The following is a 21,825-nucleotide window of genomic DNA, read 5'->3' on the forward strand; positions in this document are numbered from 1 at the left end:
TCACCCGAAGCTCAGCGGGCGGCTGTGCAGGGTGCACACCGGCAGGTCGTCGCCGGGGCGGGGCAGTTCCGCACGAAGGCAGGTGGCCGCCGGGCAGTGGTATCGGCCGTGGGCGATGTGGCCCGAGTGGTCGACGCCGGGCAGAGCGACCAGGCCGCTGCCGGGCGGATCAGCGCCCGGAGCCGCCGCTCGGGCCGAGAAGGACTCCAGCAGGCCCAGCAGGCCCAGGTCCCGCAGACGGTCGGCCACCGGCTCGCCCCGCCGCGCCGCCACGAGCGCCTCCTCCAGGCCCGCGCTGTCGCCGGTCTCCCGGGCGACCTCCCGCAGCATGGGCAGTTCCCGGCACAGCGCGCCCAGCAGCTCCCCCATCTCCACGATTACCGCTCCTCCCCGTGGACTTGATGGTCCATCATGATGCCCCGAAGCCAACGCGGCGGCCGATGGGGGCGGACAATGCGGGACGAGAGTACGTGGGTACGGTTCGAACTCCTCACCGAGCGCCTCGGAGAACGGCTGGAGGCTTTCTTCACCGATGGAGACCGGGAGGCGGTGCTGAACCCGGCCGCTCTGGCCGAGGCGGAGGAGCTGCGCGCGATCGTGCTGCTGGCACCGCACGGGCCGGGCGGACCGCTGTACGTCATCGAACGGACCGTGCTGAGCGCGCTCGCGTATCTGTTCCATGCGCGGTGCGCGGTGCTCGGTACGGACTCCACGCGGGGCCGGGCGGAGGCACAGCTGGCCTTGATGCTGCACGCCGTGGTCTGGCGGCTGGCGCCGGAGGAGGTGCCGCACGAAGTGCGGGCCACCGCCGCCGCCGTGGACGTCCCTGCCGTGGAGGACCTGGGGTCCGCGACGGTACAGGCCCTGGAGCTGTTCGGACACTGGCAGGCCACGGGCAATGAGGCCGCACTGGAGGAGACGATCTCCATCTGGCGCCGGGCGGCCGATGTCCTGCCGTCCGCGTATCCCGGACGCGCCATGATGCTGTCGAATCTGGGCAGCGCACTGCGCTTCCGGTACACGATGCACGGGACGCACGCGGATCTGGAGGAGGGGCTCGCCCTGGGCCACGAGGCCGTGCGGTCGGCCGAGCCCAGCGATCCCAATCTAGGCATGTACCTGACCAATCTGTCGGGCTCGCTGAGCGTGCGCTACGGGGTGCGGCAGGACCCCGCCGACCTGGACGCCGCCGTGGAAACCAGCGCAGAGGCGGTACGGGTCGCACCCCAGCCCCATGCGTTGTTCCACTCCAACGCGGGCATCGCCCTTCTCCTGCGGTACGAGCGGACCTCGGTGCCCGCGGACCTGGACGCCGCCGCCGACGCGTTCAGGCTCGCCGTACGCCATACCGCCCCGGACGATCCACAGCGGCCGATGTACATGGCCAACCTGGGGCGCGCGCTGCACCAGCGGTTCGAGCGCCATGGGCGGAAGACAGACATCGATGCCGCCGTCGACGCGGCACGGCAGGCCGTGGATGCGTGCCCGCCGAGCCATCCCGCCCGCCACGGCTGCCTCTCCGGCCTGAGCAACATCCTGCGCTCGCAAGCAGACCTGACCGGGGCACCCGCCGCCTTGGACGCCGCGGTGGATGCGGGACGGCGGGCGCTGGCAGCCGTACCCGCCACGAGCCCCGACCGGTCCGGTGTGGCCGAGAGCCTGGCCCTCGCCCTGCGGCGGAGGTTCCGGTGGCTCAACCGACGGGCCGACATCGACGAGGCCGTGGCCTTACTACGGGACTCCGCCCATGACGGCAGTCCCCCGGAGCACTTCTACAACTTGGGCGGAGTCCTGCTGACCCGGTTCCGGTATGCCGAGGACCGGGCTGACGCGGACGCGGCCGTTGCGGCGGCCCGGCAGGCCGTCCGGGTCGCCACCGACGGCACCACGGGGGAGGGCGTGGTCCTCACTCTCCTCGGCGAGGCCCTGCACGCTCGCTCGGTCCGGACCTCGTCCCCGGACGACAACGAGGAAGCGGTCGCCGTGCTGCGCAGGGCCCGTACCCTGCTCACCGGCTTCCACCCCACCGCCGTCAGCAAGTGCCTGTCCGAGCTGGGTCTCGCCCACATGCGACGCTTCGAGATCACCGGCTCGACGGCCGATCTGGACGAAGCGGTCGACGTCTGCCGGGAGGCGGTACGGCACAACCCCGACGCGCCGGAACAGCTCATCGACGAATCGCACCTCGGCGGCACGCTGATGCTGCGGTACAGCCATACCGGCAACCCGGACGACCTCGCCGAGGCGATGCTCTGGAACCGCCGTGCCCTGGACCGCCTCCCGCACGAGAGCAGCCCGTACGCCGGGCAGGTCCTGTTCAATCTCGGCCGCGCCCTCCAGGCGGTCCACCAGCAGAACGACGACCTCGGCGCGCTCGACGAGGCCGTACGACGGCTGGAGGGCGCCCTGCGCGCCGGACAGAGCGTCGGCTCGCGGCACCGCTCCGGACGGGACCGCGCCAAGCAACTGTCCAACCTGGGTGCGGCGCTGCGGGTCCGCGCAGAACGCCTCGGCACCCGCGCCGACCTGGACCGCTCCATCGAGCTGAGTCGGCAGGCGATCGACGCCCTGCCTGCCGACCACCCGGAGCGGGCCACCTACTTCACCAACCTCTGCACGACCCTGCTCGTCCGTTACACCTGGGCCGGCGACCAGCAGGACCTCGCGGAAGCGGTGCGGACGGGGCAGCAGGCCGTCGAGGCCACGGCCCCGGCCGACACCTCCGCGCGCGTCGTCCACCTGACCAACCTCGGCATCGCCCTGCGACGCCGGTACGAGTGGTCGGGAGCGCTCGCCGACCTGGACGAGGCCATCGAAGCGTGCCGCGCCGCGGTCGCCGCCCTGCCCCCCGGACACGTGGACGCCTCACTGCACCGCAGCAACCTCTCCGTCGCCCTCATCTCCCGCTACGAACGGACCGGCGCCGCCACCGACCTGAACGAGGCGGTCGACGCGTCCCGCGCCGCGGCCGACGGCGTGACCGATGACCACCCGCAACGCGCCATGCACCTGTCCAACCTGGCGCTCGCGCTGCGCCACCGGTACGACGGCGAGGGGCGGCGGGCCGACGCCGACGAAACGGTCGACCGCTTGCAACACGCCGTACGTCTGTGCCCCGCGGGGCATCCGCAACGCCCGGTCTACCTGGCCAACCTCGCCATGGCGCTCATGGCTCGCAGCGGCGCCTTCGATCCCGCGGCCGCCGCGGCCGATGCCGACGACGCGGCGGAGGCCTCGCTGGCCGCCCGCGCGGCGCTGCGCGCCATCCCCGAGCACCATCCGCAGCGAGTGATGTGCCTGAGCAACCTCGGCTCGGCGCTGGTCATCCGCGCCTCCGTGGAGCAGGACGAGGAGGAGGCCGAGAGCGACCTGCGCACGGCCTTCGACATGTTTCGCCAGGCCACCGCCGTCACCGCGGCCCCGGCGTTCTCACGGTTCCGCGCCGCCCACGCCTGGGCCACAGCGTCCGCCGCCGTCGGTGACTGGACGGAGTCGCTGGACGCCCATCGCGCCGCGACAGCCGAACTCCCGCTCATGGCCTGGCACGGCCTCGACCGCCGCGACCGGCTCGACGCCCTCGGTCGCGCTGCGGGCCTGGCCGGCGAAGCGGCTGCCGTGGCCCTGAACTGCGGGCGCCCGTACGACGCCCTGCGGCTGCTGGAACAGGGCCGCGGCGTCCTCCTCGCGCAGGCGTTGGACGCCCGCGACGAGATGACGGAACTCCACGAACGGGCACCGCATCTCGCCGACCGCATCCACGAGATCCGGGCCCTGCTGGAAACGCCGGCCCCCGAACCCGGCCCGGAGAGCACGGCGGAGCCCGGCCGGCTCCTGCGCGAGCAGCGCAGGGCGGCCGAGCGGCGCCGAGAACTGACCCGGGAAATGGACGAGTTGACAGCCCGTGCCCGCGAGCTGCCCGGCCTGGAGGACTTCCTGCGGCTGCCCTCCATGGATCGATTGCGGACGGCCGCGGCGAACGGACCGGTCGTCGTCGTGAACACCAGCGCACTGCGCTGCGACGCACTCGTCGTCACTCACGACGACCTGCACACCGTGCCGCTTCCCGAACTCCACCTGGCAGGGGACGACGGCCTGACCGAGCGGGCGATGGCCTTGCTGGACGCGCTGGCGACGGCCGGCCGCTCACCGGCCGACGCCTGGCGGGCCCAGCGTCACCTGATCCGCACCCTTGGATGGCTGTGGGACACGGTGGCAGGCCCTGTCCTGGCCGCACTGGACCACACGGTTCCCGACACCCGCCTGTGGTGGTGCCCTACGGGACTGCTCTCCCTGCTCCCCCTGCACGCGGCAGGCCACTACGCCCGAGACGACCCCGGAGACCGATCTCTTCCGGACCGCTACATCTGCTCGTACACGACAACGCTCCGAGCCCTGGCCACTCAGACGCACGGCGCCCGGGGCACAGCCCCCACGGCCCGGCTGCTGGCAGTGGACCAGTCGGACACCCCAGGGCTGCCTCCCCTCCCGCACGCCCGCGAAGAGGTACGGCAACTGTCCTCCCGTCTCCCCCACGCCACGGTCCTCACCGGCTCCCAGGGCTCCCGCGCCGCACTACTGAACGCCCTGCCCACCCACGCCTACTTGCACTTCTCGGGCCACGGCACCCAGGACCCGACCGACTCGGCCAGCGGCGCGCTCTACCTCCACGACCACGAACAGGCCGGCCCGCTCACGGTCGCCGACATCTCCCGGCTCCGACTCCGGAACGCGCGCCTGGCGTTCCTCTCCGCCTGTGAGACCGCGCGGGGCGCCGCCGTCCTGCCCGACGAGGCGGTCCACCTGGCCGGCGCCCTTCAAGTGGCGGGCTTCGCCCACGTGGTGGCCGCCCAGTGGGTGGTCGATGACACGTGCGCGCTACGGGTCGCGGAGGCCTTCTACACCGGCCTGCGATCAACGACCGGCCTCGACCCCACCCGCGCGGCACGGGCCCTGCACGAAGCTGTCCGGCAACTCCGCCAGCAGAACGGCGACCCCCTCTGGTGGGCGGCCTACGTCCACACCGGACCGTGAACTCAACCTTCGCGGTTGTGACGCAGCAGCCCGGGCGCGCCGCGCTGCACGGTCACCGCCCCACGACGCAACGGACCACCGCGCGCGTGCCCCCTGGTACACCACCCGGGCCGAGCCATCCTCCGCCGACATGATCGCCGAGCTGCGGCGGATCGTGATCGGCCAGGTTCTCGCCCACCGACCCGGCTCAGCCCACCCCCGATGAAATCCGCGCCGTCCAGCACACCTGGGCCACAGCCAGCGCCAACACCGCCTGATGACCTACGAAACCCGCGAAGGTCGAGCGGTCTCAGCGGCGCGACATGTACAGGGCCAGCGCCTTGTGCAGCAGCCGGTTGAGCGGGAAGTCCCACTCGCCGAGGTACTCCACCGCCTCTCCGCCCGTGCCCACCTTGAAGCGGAGGAGGCCGAGGAAGTGACTGGAGTCGTCCAGGGTGTCGGTGATGCCGCGCAGGTCGTAGACGGAGGCGCCGAGCTCGTGGGCGTCGGTCATCATGCGCCACTGGATGGCGTTGCTGGGCTGGACCTCGCGCTTGCGGCTCGTCGAGGCGCCGTACGAGTACCAGACGTGCTCGCCGACCGTCAGCATCGTGGCCGCCGCGAGGACCTCGCCCTCGTGGTGGGCCAGGTACAGGCGCATGCGGTCGGGGTCCTCGGCCGTGAGCGCCGTCCACATGCGCTGGAAGTACGCGAGGGGGCGCGGGACGAAGCGGTCGCGCCCCGCGGTCTCGACGTACAGCTCGTGGAAGGCGGGCAGGTCGTCGTAGCCGCCCTGGACCACCTTCACCCCCGCCTTGTCGGCCTTCTTGATGTTGCGGCGCCACTGCTGGTTGAGGCAGGAGCGGATGTCCTCCAGTGTCCGGCCGGCGAACGGGACCTGGAAGACGTACCGCGGCTGGCCCGCCGCGAAGCCGTCCTCGCCGCCCGGGTCCGGCTGGTGCCAGCCCGTCCGGCGGAGTTCGTCGGCCACCGCCGCGGCGCGTTCATCGTGCTCCGTGGCCCGCGTCCCGTGCAGCCGCCGGGCCGCCGGGTCCGCGATCGCCGACTTGACCGCGTCCGCACTCCAGCGCCGTACGACCACTGGCGGGCCCATCTTCACGGAGAACGCCCCGCGCGATTTCAGATACGCCAGCATCGGCTCCAGCCAGCGCTCCGCGAGGTCGGGCGCGTACCAGTCGATGACGGGGCCCTCGGGCAGATACGCGAGGTGGCGCCTCAGCTTCGGCAAGGGGCGCATCAGCACCAGGCCCACCCCCACCAGCCGGCCGTCCCCCTCGAACCACCCCAGGCTCTCCGCCCGCCAGTCCGGCTTCACATCGCCCCACGACGGCACCTGCATGTGGCTGGCCGAGGACAGGGACTTCACGAACGCCAGGTGCTCGTCCCGGGTGATGGCCTGGAGGCGGAGCGGCATGCGGGCTCCCTGTGGGCTCCGTACGGTCGGGTTCGCCAGCGTAGGCACGCCACCCTGCGGATCGCCGGTTGCCGCGCGGGCGACCGCCCATGCTTACGTCCAGCGGTGTGTCTGTCTAGTCGACCGACCGCGGTGACCTACTCGGGCGTGAACTCATACTGAAGCTCGTAGAGATGGCCGGCCTTCACCATCACGGTGGCTTCGACAGGGCGTTCCTGGTCGCTGTAGACGACGCGCAGAGTGCGGAGCACCGGCAGGCTGCTGGGAAGGTTCAATGCCTGGTACTGGTCCTGGGTGGGGATCCGGGCAGAGACTCGGTCCACACTCAGCCGGGGCGGGTAGCCCAGCTGTGCGAGGAGGGCGGGGGTTCCGCCCTTGATCCTGCGGCGGTCCATCATGGCCGTACCCCGTGCTATGTCCAACGGGTAGTAGCAGCTGACGAGTTCGGCCGGCTCGTCGTCGATCATGAGGATCTGGCTACGGAGCAGGGCCAGACGGTCAGCCGGGAGGCCGAGGGCTGTGCGCACGTCCGCGGGTGGACGGCTCTCCACGACGTCGAGGATTGTGCTGCGGGCGCTGGTGCCGTGTTTTGCGGCCTCGGTGAGCCAGGGGTAGGGCTCCCCGGACCCGGCCGGTGCCATGAAGGCTGCGGGACGCACGGTGCGCTGGCGATGCTCGCGTACGGTGACCGCGGCTCCGGCTCGCCCGACCACCAGGCGTTCGTCCTTCAGGAGTTGCAGGGCCTTCTGCACCGTGGCATTCGAGGCGTCGAAGCGGGCCTTCAGTTGCACGGTGGAGGGCACCTTGGCTCCCGGCGGCAGTTCTCCGCTCATGATGTCGTCGCGCAGGTCGGCCGCGATCCGCTCGTGCAAGGAACGGCGGTCGGTGGCTTCCGGTTCGGCCTTGGGCACGGTCATCCGATCCTGATCTCGTATCGCAGTTGCTGCCGCAGGGCGGGCATCACCATGCGGTCGACCTGGATCGGCCGGTCGTCGCGGTCCAGGGTGAGCCTGGTCAGCCGCAGGACCGGCTCGTCAGGTGCGGTGTGCAGAACTGCTCGCTCCTCCTCGTCCGGCATTCCGGCTGCCACATCCTCACGGGCGACCGCACCGACATGCCCCAGTTCGGCGAGCAGTGTGACCGCACCGCCGGGGATCTTGGCCGTTCCGGCGAGCGGAGTACCTCGGGCGATGCCCGCCGGGTAGTAGCTGTCGGTCAGTTCGGTCGGCTGATCGTCCAGGAGGATCACGCGACGACGCACGACGACCGGTTCTCCCTCCGGAAGCCCGAACAGCCGCGCCACCTCGGCAGGTGCGGGCACCTCTCCGGCGTGCACGATCCGCTGCGTGCCCCGCCGGCCACGCGCCGCCGCGTCAGCACCCCAGGCATCTCCCTGCCCCTTGTCGCGCGGTGTCAGATACGGCATCGATGTACTGACCCATCTGCTCGCGTTCACGACATCCTCCCGTACGACTGGCGTGTCTGCGGACCTTGCTGCTTTACACGGTAAGCGACTTGCGCACACGCTTCACCTTGCCGCTATTCGCGAATAGCAGTACTCTTCTCGGAGTCGCCTGAGGCATCGAGACGGCAGGTTCGACGATGATCCGGCACCGGACACTCCTCACGGCGCCCAGGCGAAGTCGTACGAGAAATCTGGAACCCCCGCGACGGGAGCAAGCCGTCCGGGGGCACGGCCACCAGCCGACCCTGAGCGGAGCTGATGACATGAATGACCTTATCCGCAGCCTTGTCGCCTGGATCGGGCCCCTGATCAAGCCACGCGGCAAACCCTGCGGTCCCGCCTTCCGCCCGCACTCCGCACTCATGACTCCACCCCCAGCGCCGGACACCTCACTCCCCACCCACCGCAGCCCGTACGGCCTGGACACTCCACTCGATGGCACCGCCACCGCGGCCGTACGCCCGTACCTGACCGCCCACGAGCAGCGACAGCGACGCCGTGAGGCAGCCATGGCCGCCCTGGGGATGGACACGCCCGGGCCGTACTGGATCCACGGAGTGGAGATCGCCTGATGGGGGCGACGGGCACCGAAGCCGAGGGTCCGGAACCGTCGTATGAGGCACGCCTGTTGCCCTGGTCCGGTACCCACGGCAAGCCGTGCTACGTGATCAGCGACGACCAAGGCGGTCCCGTGACTCGACTGGCCGACACCACGGAGAACATCCAACTCGGCATGGGAACGGAACTCCTCGCGCACGCCCGCGACATGCTCCCGGACACCCCGCGAGGCGAACTCCGGTTCCTCGCAGAGCGTTTGACCGAGGCTCTCGGCGATGCACTGCGCGTGGCCGAGAGCCGAGGCCGGCGGTTGAAGCAACCGAACTGAACACGACAGCCTGCACCTGAGCGGGAGAAGGGACAGCCATGACCGTCACTGTTGACCACCCGGTGAGCACCCGCACACGGGATCCGAGGGAGCTCCTCAACTCCGTCGAGCCGCACGTCAAACACCTGACCATCAACGTCCTGGACGGCGGCATGACCTTGTGGGATCGCGAGATCGCGCTGTTGCTGCGCGACCACACCATGGTCCGGGACATGGCCGAGCGCATCCTTGGCAACGCCGTCATGTACACCGTCGGGTGCATCGAGCACCCCGAGGTGCATCTTGGGGTGGGCAAGCTCGTCGACATCGGCGTCCACCAGCTCATCCTCGACACCCCGGTCTGGTGGGCCATCTGCGACGTCTATAACGAGGGCCGCTACAAGCACCATGCCCCGTTCGTCGAGCGGCGCCGCGACGGCTTGTGCCTGCGCACGGCGGACTTCCTGAAGTCGATCGGGTTCGCTGTCGACGAGGAACTGTGGGCGATCGACGGGACCGACTGCTCGCCGTGCGACAACAAGGTCCCTGACAGCCACTGAGCCCATCCCCGGGCCGGCCGCTGCCCCGCTTCCGCGCGGGGCAGCGGCGCTGCCATGTACTTGCACTCCAGGAGGAGTCGTCTTGCCCGCCGAACACGACATCGCCGCGGAGACCGAACTCTGGAACACCTACGCCGAATCCGCCTTCCGGGAGATCGCCGAGCCGGTGTTCCGATGGACCCAGTACGCCGACCACGGCCCAGGCCCCGAGTTGCTCGGCAGCCCTGACTCAGTGCTGGAGATCGGATGCGGCACCGGCCGAGCTCTCGCCTATCTCGCGCGACGCCGCATCCGGGCGTGCGGCGTCGACCTCTCACCAGTCATGGTCAAGAAGACGACCGAAAATGGGCGGACACCGGGGCGGTGTTCCGGTGCGCCGAAGTCCTGGAGTACCTGATGAAGTGCGAGGACACGTACGACGCCGTCTACTCGGTCTTCGGCGCGGCGTGGTTCGCCGACCCCGGCCGTCTATTCCCACTTGTACGGCAGCGGCTGAACCCTGGTGGCGTCTTCGTCTTCTCACAGCCTCCAGCGATCCCCGGGGCGTACGGACCGCAGGGCATGTACAAAGGAGGCTTTGCGGGCAAGGCGCTGTTCACCTACCGGTACAGCTACCGACCCGCTGTGTGGGAGCGGCTCCTGACCCGCGCCGGGTTCGCCGTGGCAACGGCGCGGGTGCTTGAAGCACCGATGTCTGGTCACATCGGCACACTGATCGTCCGCGCCACAACGGCCTGAACCGCCCCCGGTTTCACCCGTTTCACAACCGGCGCGCAAGGCGCAAACCCATCTGATCAGCATCACGGACCGGGTCGCGGCGCGCACCGCATCGAGCGAGGCGGGTCACATGGAGTACCGCCGGTGCGAGCGGGACGTCCCGGTCCGCGTTGCCGCTCACCACACCACGCGGTCGCCGAGGGTCGAGAGCAGGTCGAGGACCTCCCGTCGGCTGCGGGCCTGCCGTGATGTCACCGGTGAGCACGATGCGGTCGGCCGCCCGGACGTCCGGTTCGGCCACTACCGCTTCCAGGGCGGGGAGCGCCCCGTGGATGCCGGAGAGGACTGCAACGCGGAGTGGCACAGTCACTGGCCCGCCCCCTCGTTCCGCTCCAGCGCCCCCGCCAGCACCTCCGCCAAGTGCCTGCCCTTCCGTCCCGCCAGCTGTTCCAGTTGGGTGCGGCAGGAGAAGCCGTCCGCCAGGATCACCGCGTCCTCCGTCGCCGCGCGTACCGACGGCAGGAGTTGCTCCTCCGCGCAGGCCTTCGACACGTCGTAGTGGCCTTGTTCGAAGCCGAAGTTGCCCGCGAGGCCGCAGCAGCCGCCGCTCAGCTCGCCGGTCAGGCCCGCCGCCTCGCGCAGGCGGCGTTCCGCCGTGTCGCCGAGGACCGCGTGCTGGTGGCAGTGGGTCTGGCCCGCGGCCGGGCGGTTCAGCACGGGAGGGGTCCAGTGCGGGGCCTGTTGTGCCAGCGTCTCGGCGAAGGTCCTTACATGTGCGGCCAGTTGAGCGGCTCTCGGGTCGTCGTGCAGCAGTTCCGGTACGTCGGTGCGGAGTGTCGCCGCGCAGCTGGGTTCCAGGACGACGATCGGGGCGCCGGAGTCCAGGACCGGTTCCATGAGGTCGAGCGTGCGGCGCAGTACCGTGCGGGCGCGGTCCAGTTGGCCCGTCGAGATGTACGTCAGGCCGCAGCAGACGCGGTTCCGGCGGGTGAGAAGGCCGAGCTGGCCCATCGCGCCCCGAAGTGTTCGCGATCTTCCGTCCCCTATCGGCGCCCGCGCCCAGTGGGCCGTCGGGGGCAGGGCCACGGTCAGGCCCGCCTCCTCCAGTACCCGTACGGCCGCGCGTCCCACAGACGGCGACAGGTACTCCGTGAAGGTGTCCGGCCAGAGGATCACCACCGGCCCGGCACCGGCCCCGTCGGGCACCCGCCTGCGCGCCCAGCGGCTGAACGGCTCCCGCGCCAGCCGGGGGATCTCCCGCTCGACCGCGATCCCGCCGAGCCGCTTGGCCAGCCGTGCCAGTGGTCCCACCGCGGCCAGGGAGTTCAGCAGCCGTGCCGCTCTCAGCCGGGCGGCCGTCCGCAGCCACACCGGGAGCCATCCCATCGTGTAGTGCGCCGCCGGGCGCCGGCGACCCGCGTAGTGGTGGTGCAGGAACTCCGCCTTGTACGTGGCCATGTCCACCCCGACCGGGCAGTCCGAACGGCAGCCCTTGCAGGACAGGCACAGGTCGAGGGCGTCCCGGACCTCCGTCGAGCGCCAGCCGTCCGTGACCACCTCACCCGCCAGCATCTCGTGCAGCAGCCGCGCCCGGCCCCGCGTGGAGTGCTCCTCCTCCCCGGTCGCGCGGTAGGACGGGCACATGACCCCTGAGACGGGGGCAGCGACAGGGCTGGCGACGGACCCGGGTACGGGGCCCGAACCGGCGGTCGTGGTACGGCACTTCGCCACGCCCACGCAGCGGCGTACCGCCGCCGAGAAGTCGCCGCCGTCCTCCGGGTACCCGAAGGCCACGTCCACCGGCTTCCGGGGCAGGACCGCGAACCTCAGGTTCGAGTCGAGGGGGGCGGGGCGCACCAGCATCCCCGGGTTGAGCAGGTCGTCCGGGTCCCACACGCCCTTCGCCCGCTCGAAGAGCCGGACCGCCTCCCGCCCGTACATCCTCGGCAGCAGCTCGGCCCGTGCCTGGCCGTCCCCGTGCTCGCCCGACAGCGAACCGCCGTGGGAGACCACCAGATCCGCCAGCTCCTCCGAGAAACGGCGGAAACGGGCCACCCCGGCATCCGACATCAGGTCGAAGTCGATGCGGACGTGGATGCAGCCGTCCCCGAAGTGCCCGTACGGCGTGCCGCGCAGGCCGTGGGCCGACAACAGCGCCCGGAAGTCCCGCAGGTACGCGCCCAGTCGCGGCGGCGGCACCGCGCAGTCCTCCCAGCCGGGCCAGGCCTCGGCGCCGTCCGGCATACGGGTCGCCGTGCCGCTCGCGTCCTCGCGGATGCGCCACAGGGTGCGCTGGGCAGCCGGGTCGGCGACCACGAGCGCGTCCACGACGTCGGCCGCCCGGACGACGGTCTCCGCGCGCGCCCGCGCCTCGGCCGACGAGTCGCCGCCCGTCTCCACGAACAGCCAGGCCCCGCCCCTCGGCAGCACCGCGCCCTCGCGGACCAGGTCCGCCGCCATGCCCTCCACCGTCAGCGGACGGTACGGCAGCAGTCCGGGGGCAGCCTCCGCCGCCGCGCTCTCGTCGGTGTACGCCAGCACGGCCAGCGCACGCGCGCGGGGCGCCTGGACGAGCCGTACGACCGCCTCCGTCAGCACCCCGAGCGTGCCCTCGGAGCCGCAGAAGGAGCGGGCCACGTCCGCGCCGTTCTCCGGCAGCAGGGCGTCCAGGGCGTAGCCCGAGATACGGCGCGGGAGGCGGGAGAGGGAGGGGAAGTCCGTACGCAGGCGCGCCAGTTCCCCGTCCACCAGCGCCCGTAGGCCGTCGGGGGCGCCGGCCCAGTCACGGCCCGGCCGCAGAAGGTCACCCCTGCCGCTGATCACCGACAGCTCCTGGACGCTGTCCGCCGTCGTGCCCCAGGCCACGGAGTGGGACCCGCACGAGTTGTTCCCGATCATTCCGCCGAGCGTGCAGCGGCTGTGGGTGGACGGGTCGGGGCCGAAGCGGAGGCCGTGCGGGGCGGCGGCTTCCTGGAGGCGGTCCAGGACCAGGCCCGGCTGGACGACGGCCTGCCGCGCCTCGGGGTCGAGGGACACCAGCCGGTTCATGTGGCGGGTGAAGTCCAGCACCACGCCCGTGCCCGTCGCCTGGCCCGCGATCGATGTCCCTCCACCGCGCGCCACGACCGGCACCCCGTGCTCCCGGCACACGGACAGCGCCGCGGCCACGTCGTCCGCGTCCCGGGGCGCCACCACGCCCAGCGGCACCCGGCGGTAGTTGGAGGCGTCCATGGTCGTCAGCGCCCGCGCGGTCGCGTCGAAGGCGACCTCGCCGCGCACGGCCGCCCGCAGCCCGGCCTCCAGCCCGGCCCTCACTTCCCCGAGATCCGTCATGTCACCAGGATGCCCCCCAGCACTGACAGTGACCTCCCGCTCACCCATCGCCCCACTCGCCGTCATCGCGTGTCACGAAGTGAGAAGTCCGGTCGGATTCCGAGAACGCCTCCGGAACCCGCCCAACCCGATCACGAACTCCCATATAGTGACGGCCAGTTGGGCACCAAGTGTCACTTCACCGTCAGAACATGATCAAAAACCGGAGGTCGCGGAGGCGCGGAGGAAGGTTCAAGGATGCGTCGACCAGGATCGACGCTCCGGCGGAGGGCACCGAGGGCGCACACCAGGCACAGCACGTTCACAACACGTACACCGCACCCAGCGCGTACGGCAGGCCCGCACAGCACGCCCGTACAGCACGCACGACAGACACATAGAGCACGCACAACACGCACAGCACGCCCGCATGCGTAACACGCAGCCACGCAGGGCACACACGCACCAGGCACGCACCCGAGGCCACGACCAACGCCACAGCCGAGGCGCGACCAGAGCCACAGCCGAGGCCAGGACCGAGGATCAACTCATGACGCCGCCCATCCCCCGAGGCGAACGGCCCGCCCTCCGCACCCTGGTGCCCGCTCCCCTGCTCACCGCCGTGCTTGCCGCGCTCGCCGTCGGCGGGTCGGTCGCGGTGGCGCCCGAGTCGGTGCGACCAGCGCTCGCCTGGGGCGCGGGCGCCGCCGCCCTCCTGCTCACCACCGCCGTCGCGACGGCCACACACGCCGCGCAGACCGCCAAGCTCGTCCGCCGCCGTCTCGACGCCGTTTCCCAGGACGCGGGTCGGCTGCTGCAGGAACGGGCCCGGCTGGCCGAGGAGTTGCGCCAGGAGCGGGCGCGGCTGAGCGACGACTACGCGCGCGAGCGGGCGCGCCTCGCGGAGGACTTCGAGCGCGAACGGACCCGGCTCGCCGAGGAGTCCGAACGGGAACGGCGCCGGCTCACCGACGACCGCGCCCGCCTCGCCGAGGAGAAGGCCGAACTCGCCGACCGGGCCCGCAAGGCCGAGAGCGAACGCGCCGCCGCCGTCGCCGCCACCGCCAACGCGGCCGGCCGTATGCAGGCGCTCGCCACCGGCACCCTCGCCGACCTGCGCGAGATGGAGGAGCGCCACTCCGACGAGGACGTCCTCGCCGACCTCCTGCATCTCGACCACCGCACCGCCCAGGCGAGCCGTCTCGCCGACTCCGTCGCCGTGCTCGCGGGCGCGCGTTCGGGCCGCCGCTGGGCGCGGCCGATCCCCATGGAGTCCATCCTGCGCGGCGCGATGGGCCGCATCGGCGGCTACCAGCGTGTGCGCCTGCACTCCTCCAGCGAGGCCGCCGTCGCCGGACACGCCGCCGAGGCTGTCATGCACGCGCTCGCCGAACTCCTCGACAACGCCGCGACCTTCTCCCCGCCCACGGCCGAAGTGCACGTGTACGTCGAGGAGGTGCCCGCCGGAGTCGTCGTCTCCGTCGAGGACGCGGGCCTCGTCATGAGCGACATCCAGTTGCGCCGCGCCGAACGCGCCGTCTCCGGCGAGGGCGCCGACCTCGGCGGGCTCTCCGGCACCCGGCTCGGCCTCGCCGTCGTCGGCCGCCTCTCCCGCAAGCACGGTCTGAAGGTGTCCTTCCGCCCGTCCGCACGCGGTGGCACCGGCGTGCTGATGCTCATCCCGCAGGACCTGCTGGTCGGCGCGCCCGCCTCGGCGCCGACACCAGCACCCACACCAGCACCGGCACCGGCCTCGCGGCCGACGCCCGCGCCGCGAACCCTCAGGCCGTCGTCGTACGCCACCGCCCGCGCGCCCCAGGACCTGGACCCCGAGCCCGTACCGACGCACGAGTCCGCGGCGAGCCAGAACGGCTTGCCCGCGAAGGGCACTCCCGCGATCGGCCTCTCTCCGGACAGACCGCCGTCGAGCAATCCGTCCAGCGATTCATCCAGCGGTCCATCCGGCGATCTGCCCGTTGACCGGCCCTTTGATCTGCCCAGCGGCCTGCCCAGACGCCGTCGCGGTCAGAGCCTCAACGCCGCCCAGGCCCGCACCCGCGACCGCATCCCGCCCCGGCCCGCGCCCGAGGCCCGACCCGCCTCCGATCCACAGACCAGGGCCGCCCGCTTCAGCAGCTTCCGCAGTGCCGTCCGCGGCACGGCGCCGGACCAGGCGCTGGTCCAGGGCACGACGACGGAGGCGCCGGTCGTACGGGAGCCGGTCGTACAGGAGCCCGTCGCACGGGAACCGGTCGTTCAGGAGCCGGTCGTCCGGGAACCGGTGGAGGACGCCGGCGCCGTACGCCACGCAGCGATCAGCGCCGAGCTCGTACGCGCCCCGAAGGCCGCCCCACAAGACGACGTGCCAGAAGCACCAGACACATCACCAGACACATCAGACGCGCCAACGGCGCCCCACCCGCACCCGCATCCGCATCCGGAAGGTGACCCCACCCCATGACCGGCCCCATCGGCCCCATCGGCACCACTGGCACCCAGGGGTCCACCGGCACCCAGGGCTCCACCGGCACCAGCACCGCCGACGAGAAGCTCGTCTGGCTCATCCAGGGCCTGTTGGAGCGCACGCCGGGCGCGCGGCACGCACTCGTGCTCTCCCGGGACGGCCTGAAGCTGTGCCGCACGCCCGAGCTCTCCGACGACCAGGCCGACCAGCTCGCCGCGATCGCCGCCGGCATCCAGTCGCTGTCCCACGGGGCGTCGGTCGAGTTCGGCGACGGCAGCGGTGGCGTACGGTCGGCGATGGCCGAGTTCTACGGCGGGGTCCTGTTCATCGTGGAGGCCGGCCGGGGCGCACACCTGGCCGTCGTCACCGACGAGGACGCGGACGCCGGCCTCGTCGGGCACAACATGAGCGAGCTGGTGGAGCAGCTCGGCGAGCACCTGAGCGCACAGCCGCGCGCGGTTCGCGGTCCGGCACCCGGTACGGCCCCCGGCACCTCATGACCCGGCCCGGCAGGGACGACGCGCCCGACCGGCTCTACACCCTCACGGGCGGGCGCAGCCGGTCCGCGCCCGACAACCCGTTCGACCTGGTGACGCTCGTGGTCGCCGAGTGCGATCCGGCGCCCGGCATGCAGTCGGAGCACACGGCGATCCTGCGGCTGACCCGGAAGCCGGCGGCCATCGTGGAAATCGCCGCCGAGCTGCGGCTGCCCGTGAGCATCACCAAGGTCCTGCTCTCCGACCTCCTCGCCGCCGGCCGCGTCAGCGCCCGCCACCCGCACATGGCCGCGGTCATCGACCCCGACATTCTGGAACAGGTGCTCGTTGGACTCCGCAGCCTCTGAAGACGGTACGAGAACCGCTCAAGACGGTACGAGGACCGAGGGCTTTACGAGCCCCGAAGAACGTACGAGCCCCGAAGAACTAACAGCCCCCAAAGAACGTACGGGCCCCGAAAACCGAACGAACCCGGCCCCCGCCCCCGCCGCTGCCCCCGCCCCCGCACGCGTCCCGCTCGGCGGACCCCGCTTCCAGAGCGAACCGGACGCCCTGTACCGGGAGTTGCGACAGGAGTACGGGGCAGTGGCGCCCGTCGTGCTCGACGGCGGGGTGCCGGCGTGGCTGGTGCTCGGGTACCGCGAGCTGCATCAGGTGACCGGCGATCCGGTGCTGTTCAGCCGCGACTCCGAGCTGTGGAACCAGTGGCCGAACATCCCCGACGACTGGCCGCTGCTGCCGATGATCGGCCACAAGCAGCCCTCGATCCTCTACACGGTCGGCGAACGCCACCGTGAGCGCGCCGCGATGATCAGCAACGCCCTCGAAGCCGCCGACTCCTTCCAACTGCGTGCCCTCGCCGAACGGCTGGCCGACGAACTGATCGACACGGTGTGCCAAAAGGGCGAGGCGGACCTCGTCGCGGGCTACGCGATGCTGCTGCCGGTACGGGTGCTGGCAGCGCTCTTCGGGTTCGCGGAGGAGCAGGGGCCGGGGCTGGTCGGCGCGCTGAACGACATGATCGACGGCCGGGAGCGCGCCCTCGCGGGCCAGGCTCATCTGGCCTCGTCCATGGCCCGGCTGGTGGCCGACCGGAGAGCGGCCCCGGCGGACGACGTGGTGTCGCGGATGCTCGCGCACTCCGCAGGCCTCGGAGACGAGTTCGACGAGTTCACGGACGACGAGATCGTCCAGGACCTCATGGTCATGACGGCGGCCGGGCACCAGCCGACCGCCGACTGGATCGGCAACTCGCTGCATCTGATGCTGACGGACGACCGTTTCGCGGCCTCCCTCTTCGGCGGCCGCAACAGCGTGGCCGAGGCCATGAACGAGGTCCTCTGGGAGGACGCCCCCACCCAGAACGTGGCCGGCCGCTGGGCGTCCCGCGACACCCGGCTCGGCGACCGCCACGTCCGCGCGGGCGACCTGCTGCTGCTCGGCCTGCAGGGAGCCAACTCCGACCCCCGGGTCCGTACCCACGGCTCCGCCCTGACCGGTGGCAACAACGCGCACTTCTCCTTCGGGCACGGGGAGCACCGGTGCCCGTTCCCGGCGCAGGAGGTGGCGGAGGTCATCGCGCGGACGGGCATCGAGGTCGTACTGGACCGGCTGCCGGACATCGATCTGGCGGTACCGGCCGGGTCCCTGACCCGCAGGCCGTCACCATGGCTGCGCGGGCTGACGGAACTGCCGGTGACGTTCACGCCCACTCCCGCCGTTGGAGGCATGCGCGCATGACAACTGGCATCGGACAAACCCCTGGCATCGGACAAACCTCTGGCGTCGAAACGACCCGTATCGTGCTCGACCCCCTCGTCTCCGATCTGGACGGGGAGAGCGCCGCGCTTCTCGCGGCCGGACCGCTGGCAGCCGTGGAACTTCCGGGTGGGGTGCCCGTGTGGGCGGTCACCCACCATGCCGAGGCACGGCAACTGCTCACGGATCCCCGGCTGGTGAAGGACATCAACGTCTGGGGTGCCTGGCAGCGCGGCGAGATCGCGCCCGACTGGCCGCTGATCGGGCTCGCCAATCCGGGCCGTTCCATGCTGACGGTGGACGGAGCGGATCACCGTCGTCTCCGGGCGCTGGTGGCGCAGGCGCTGACGCCGCGGCGGGTGGAACGGATGCGCGACAAGATCACGAAACTGACGGAGGACCTCCTCGACCGGCTGCCCACGGACTGGGACGAGAACGCGGACGGGGACGCGGACGGGGACAGGGACGGGGCGGTGGTCGACCTGAAGGCGGAGTTCGCGTACCCGCTCCCGATGTACGTCATCGCGGACCTCATGGGCCTCGACCAGGCCCGGCTGCCCCGTGTGAAGGTGCTCTTCGAGAAGTTCTTCTCGACGCAGACGCCGCCGGAGGAGGTCGTCGCGACGCTCACCGAGCTGGCGCAGATCATGGCGGAGACGGTGTCGGCGAAGCGGGCGGAGCCCGGCGACGACCTCACGTCCGCGCTGATCCAGGCCGCCGAGGGCGGTGACCGCCTCACCGACCAGGAGATCGTCTCCACGCTGCAGCTGATGGTGGCGGCGGGCCACGAGACGACGATCTCGCTCATCGTCAACGCGGTGGTGAACCTGTCCACCCATCCGGAACAGCGCGCGCTGGTCCTCTCGGGGGAGGCCGACTGGTCCTCGGTGATCGAGGAGACGCTGCGCTACTCGACGCCGACCTCGCACGTACTGATCCGCTTCGCGACGGAGGACGTGCCCGTCGGGGACAAGGTCCTTCCGGCGGGGGACGCGTTGATCGTCTCGTACGCCGCCCTCGGCCGGGACGAGGCGGCCCACGGGCCGTCGGCCGGCGTCTTCGACATCACGCGCCCGACCGCGAACCGGCACATCGCCTTCGGACACGGGCCGCATGTGTGCCCCGGAGCCGCGTTGTCCCGCCTGGAGGCGGGAGTGGCTCTCCCGGCCCTGTACGCCCGCTTCCCGTCCCTCGACCTGGCCGTCCCGGCGGACGAGCTCCGCAACAAGCCGGTGGTCACGCAGAACGACCTGTTCGAGCTGCCGGTCCGCCTCGGCGGCTGACCCGGTGGCGAGAAGCCGTCTCACCCGACGGACGAGGTTGCGCCCGGGTTTCCAGAAAGGGCTACGCTCCCCCCGTGGCTGATATCCAGATTCCCGCTGACATCAAGCCCGCCGACGGACGGTTCGGCGCCGGCCCCTCCAAGGTGCGCACGGAGGCGCTGGACGCCCTCGCCGCCTCCGGTACCTCCCTGATGGGCACCTCCCACCGCCAGGCCCCGGTGAAGAACCTGGTCGGCAAGGTGCGTGAGGGCATCAGCGAGCTGTTCCAGGTCCCCGACGGCTACGAGGTCGTCCTCGGCAACGGCGGCTCCACCGCGTTCTGGGACATCGCGACCCACGGACTCATCGAGAACAAGTCGCAGCACCTCTCGTTCGGCGAGTTCTCCTCCAAGTTCGCCAAGGCCGCGAAGCTCGCCCCCTGGCTGGCCGAGCCGACCGTCATCTCCAGCGACCCCGGCACGCACCCGGAGCCCGCCGCCGAGGCCGGCGTGGACGTGTACGCGTTCACCCACAACGAGACCTCCACCGGCGTGGCCATGCCCCTCAAGCGCGTCAGCGGTGCCGACGAGGGTTCCCTCGTTCTGGTGGACGCCACCTCGGGCGCCGGCGGCCTCCCTGTCGACATCAGCGAGACGGACGTCTACTACTTCGCCCCGCAGAAGTCGTTCGCCTCGGACGGCGGTCTCTGGATCGGTGTGTTCTCCCCGGCCGCCATCGAGCGCGCCGAGCGCGTCCACGCGAGCGGCCGCCACGTGCCCGAGTTCTTCTCGCTGCCGACGGCGATCGACAACTCGCGCAAGAACCAGACGTACAACACCCCGGCACTCGCCACGCTCTTCCTGCTCAACCAGCAGTTGGAGTGGCTGAACGGCGAGGGCGGGCTGGACTGGTCGGTGCGCCGTACGGCCACCTCCGCCCGGACGCTCTACGGTTGGGCCGACGACAGCAAGTACGCGAACCCGTTCGTCACCGACCCGGCCAAGCGCTCCCAGGTCATCGGCACGATCGACTTCACCGACGAGGTCGACGCGGCCGCCGTCGCCAAGGTGCTGCGCGCCAACGGCATCGTCGACACCGAGCCCTACCGCAAGCTCGGCCGCAACCAGCTCCGCGTCGCCATGTTCCCGGCGGTCGACCCGGCGGACGTCGAGGCGCTCACCAAGTGCGTCGACTACGTGATCGAGAAACTCTGATCAAGCAGCTCTGACCACTGACGTACGACACTGAAGGGCGCCCGGTGACCACCACCGGGCGCCCTTGTCGCGTCTCACACGGTCACTGGTGCCTTGTTCAGCCTTGTTCAGCCCTGTTCCCGCTCCACCGGAAGCCACAGCTCGGCCTCGGCCTCGGTCCTGTCCGGCGACAGGCGGGTACGCAGGATTTCAGGGCCCGGCCGACTCCGGTACGGGTTGGACGGGAACCACTCCGTGAACACGTCCCGCCACAGGTACTGGATGGCATCCGGCGCCGGCCCGGAGGTGGTGAAGACCGCCCAGGTGCCAGCCGGGACAGGCAGGACGGTCGTGCCCTCGGGGGGAGCCGCCGACGTGATGACCCCCTGGTAGTAGTCGAGTTCCGTGCCTTCGGCGCGGCTCGGGTCCAGGTCGTCGCAGACCGCGACGACGCCCTGCGGCTCCTGGTCCGACAGCTTCTCCAGTCGCTCCAGGGTCCGCGGTTCGATCCCGCGGACGAAGTCGATGATCGCCTGGTTCGGCCCCACATGCACCAGAGGCACCCGGGCCTTGAAACCGACGACGGTGAAGGCCGGCTTGTCCACTACGCGATAGCGCATACTGCTGCTCCCTTCGACGGTGAGACGGAAGGTCAACCGGGGCTGGGAGACGAGCGCGGCGCCAGTGCGCCGGGCCTCGCCCGGCCCGACACCGTGCATGACGCGGAACGCCCGGGCGAACGCCTCGCCCGAGCCATAGCCGTAGCGCACGGCAATGCTCAGCAGTGACTCACGCCCGGCGAGCACCTCGGCACCCGCGACGGTGAGCCGTCGGCGCCGGATGTACTCCGACAGCGGCATGCCCGCGAGCGCGGAGAACATCCGGCGGAGGTGGTACTCCGAGGTGGCCGCGATGCGGGCGAGCCCAGCCACGTCGACGGCCTCGTCGAGGTGGCGCTCGATGTGCTCCATGGCCTGGTTGAGCCGCTCCAGCACGCCAGGTCTCCTTCCTCTTTGCGATCACCACGCTAGGCGGCACGCACCCTGCCGGACCCGACATCCTGTGCCCGATCAAGTCGGGTACGCGCGGCGGCCCAACAGGCGGAGACCAGCGGCACTCGGTCCGGGCAGCTCACGTTCGCCACTCCTCCTGCGCCGTGTGCACCGTGACGTACACCCGCACCATGGAGCCTGCATCCTCAAGATGTCCGGCGTGCGCTACCGCTCTCGCGTGGAACGAGGGCAGGGCCAAAGGCTCCCAGCACGGCTCGGAGGCAAGGAGTGGCAA

At 71.3% G+C, this 21,825-nt stretch carries 16 protein-coding genes and 2 pseudogenes; 11 read left to right on the plus strand and 7 right to left on the minus strand.

From position 1 onward, the window contains the following. Entirely contained in the window at positions 1-375 is a 375-nt protein-coding gene (locus E0500_RS06285) for a hypothetical protein (protein WP_131567636.1), read from the minus strand. A 78-nt stretch (positions 376-453) separates the two neighbouring features. On the opposite strand from E0500_RS06285, the gene E0500_RS06290 reads away from it, so the two are divergent. After that, positions 454-5,031, plus strand: coding sequence for a CHAT domain-containing protein (locus E0500_RS06290; protein ID WP_165935112.1), 4,578 nt, complete (start codon positions 454-456; stop codon positions 5,029-5,031). A gap of 289 nt (positions 5,032-5,320) precedes the next feature. On the opposite strand, the gene E0500_RS06295 is transcribed toward E0500_RS06290, so the two are convergent. From E0500_RS06295 to E0500_RS06305, 3 genes are all read right to left on the minus strand, one after another. After that, the gene (locus tag E0500_RS06295) at positions 5,321-6,445 is read right to left on the minus strand and encodes a peptidoglycan bridge formation glycyltransferase FemA/FemB family protein (protein ID WP_131567632.1); all 1,125 of its coding nucleotides are present in this window, start codon (positions 6,443-6,445) and stop codon (positions 5,321-5,323) included. 137 nt (positions 6,446-6,582) lie between these two features. Next, positions 6,583-7,362 (minus strand): GntR family transcriptional regulator, encoded by a 780-nt coding sequence (locus E0500_RS06300; RefSeq protein WP_131567630.1) that lies wholly within the window; start codon positions 7,360-7,362, stop codon positions 6,583-6,585. After that, a complete protein-coding gene (locus E0500_RS06305; RefSeq protein ID WP_131567628.1) occupies positions 7,359-7,901 on the minus strand; it encodes a GntR family transcriptional regulator in 543 nt (180 codons plus the stop codon). Before E0500_RS06305 ends, E0500_RS06300 begins: the two co-directional genes overlap by 4 nt. 272 nt (positions 7,902-8,173) lie before the next feature. Here E0500_RS06305 and E0500_RS06310 point away from each other — a divergent pair, with 272 nt between their 5' ends. The 4 genes and pseudogenes from E0500_RS06310 (at position 8,174) to E0500_RS06325 (ending at position 10,073) form a co-directional block, all read left to right on the plus strand. Then, positions 8,174-8,482: a hypothetical protein gene (locus E0500_RS06310; RefSeq protein ID WP_131567626.1), complete on the plus strand. Its 309-nt coding sequence runs from the start codon at positions 8,174-8,176 to the stop codon at positions 8,480-8,482. Then, on the plus strand, positions 8,482-8,796 hold the full coding sequence (locus tag E0500_RS06315; RefSeq protein ID WP_131567623.1) for a hypothetical protein: 315 nt from the start codon (positions 8,482-8,484) through the stop codon (positions 8,794-8,796). The genes E0500_RS06310 and E0500_RS06315 overlap by 1 nt, the downstream gene beginning before the upstream one ends. 38 nt (positions 8,797-8,834) lie before the next feature. Beyond that, positions 8,835-9,335, plus strand: coding sequence for a hypothetical protein (locus E0500_RS06320; RefSeq protein WP_131567621.1), 501 nt, complete (start codon positions 8,835-8,837; stop codon positions 9,333-9,335). An 82-nt stretch (positions 9,336-9,417) separates the two neighbouring features. After that, positions 9,418-10,073 (plus strand): annotated as a pseudogene (locus E0500_RS06325) (class I SAM-dependent DNA methyltransferase). Between the two features lie 133 nt (positions 10,074-10,206). Here E0500_RS06325 and E0500_RS45345 read toward each other — a convergent pair. Together E0500_RS45345 and E0500_RS06330 are read right to left on the minus strand one after the other, a co-directional pair. Next, a pseudogene (locus tag E0500_RS45345) lies at positions 10,207-10,422 on the minus strand (metallophosphoesterase family protein); the annotation flags it as partial. Further along, the gene (locus E0500_RS06330) at positions 10,419-13,385 is read right to left on the minus strand and encodes an FAD-binding and (Fe-S)-binding domain-containing protein (RefSeq protein ID WP_131567619.1); all 2,967 of its coding nucleotides are present in this window, start codon (positions 13,383-13,385) and stop codon (positions 10,419-10,421) included. The gene E0500_RS06330 and the pseudogene E0500_RS45345, both read right to left, overlap by 4 nt. Before the next feature lie 529 nt (positions 13,386-13,914). Between E0500_RS06330 and E0500_RS06335 the strand changes: the two genes are divergently transcribed. From E0500_RS06335 to serC, 6 genes are all read left to right on the plus strand, one after another. After that, positions 13,915-15,825 carry a sensor histidine kinase gene (locus E0500_RS06335; protein WP_131567617.1) on the plus strand — a complete coding sequence of 637 codons (1,911 nt, stop codon included), beginning with the start codon at positions 13,915-13,917 and terminating at the stop codon, positions 15,823-15,825. Next, on the plus strand, positions 15,822-16,328 hold the full coding sequence (locus tag E0500_RS06340) for a roadblock/LC7 domain-containing protein (RefSeq protein ID WP_258572640.1): 507 nt from the start codon (positions 15,822-15,824) through the stop codon (positions 16,326-16,328). The genes E0500_RS06335 and E0500_RS06340 overlap by 4 nt, the downstream gene beginning before the upstream one ends. Then, positions 16,325-16,672: a DUF742 domain-containing protein gene (locus E0500_RS06345; RefSeq protein WP_131567615.1), complete on the plus strand. Its 348-nt coding sequence runs from the start codon at positions 16,325-16,327 to the stop codon at positions 16,670-16,672. The genes E0500_RS06340 and E0500_RS06345 overlap by 4 nt, the downstream gene beginning before the upstream one ends. Positions 16,673-16,877: 205 nt before the next feature. Then, entirely contained in the window at positions 16,878-18,065 is a 1,188-nt protein-coding gene (locus E0500_RS06350; protein ID WP_131568754.1) for a cytochrome P450, read from the plus strand. Beyond that, positions 18,062-19,366 (plus strand): cytochrome P450, encoded by a 1,305-nt coding sequence (locus E0500_RS06355; RefSeq protein WP_131568750.1) that lies wholly within the window; start codon positions 18,062-18,064, stop codon positions 19,364-19,366. The genes E0500_RS06350 and E0500_RS06355 overlap by 4 nt, the downstream gene beginning before the upstream one ends. A 74-nt stretch (positions 19,367-19,440) precedes the next feature. Next, positions 19,441-20,559 carry a phosphoserine transaminase gene (gene serC / locus E0500_RS06360; RefSeq protein ID WP_131568748.1) on the plus strand — a complete coding sequence of 373 codons (1,119 nt, stop codon included), beginning with the start codon at positions 19,441-19,443 and terminating at the stop codon, positions 20,557-20,559. Between the two features lie 107 nt (positions 20,560-20,666). Here the strand turns inward: serC and E0500_RS06365 are convergent, their stop codons facing one another. Continuing rightward, positions 20,667-21,533: an AraC family transcriptional regulator gene (locus tag E0500_RS06365; RefSeq protein ID WP_131568746.1), complete on the minus strand. Its 867-nt coding sequence runs from the start codon at positions 21,531-21,533 to the stop codon at positions 20,667-20,669. Between the last annotated feature and the right edge of the window lie 292 nt (positions 21,534-21,825).

Origin of the sequence: Streptomyces sp. KM273126 (genome assembly GCF_004337435.2) — a bacterium.
In the GTDB taxonomy this organism is placed as follows: Bacteria; Actinomycetota; Actinomycetes; order Streptomycetales; family Streptomycetaceae; genus Streptomyces; species Streptomyces acidicola.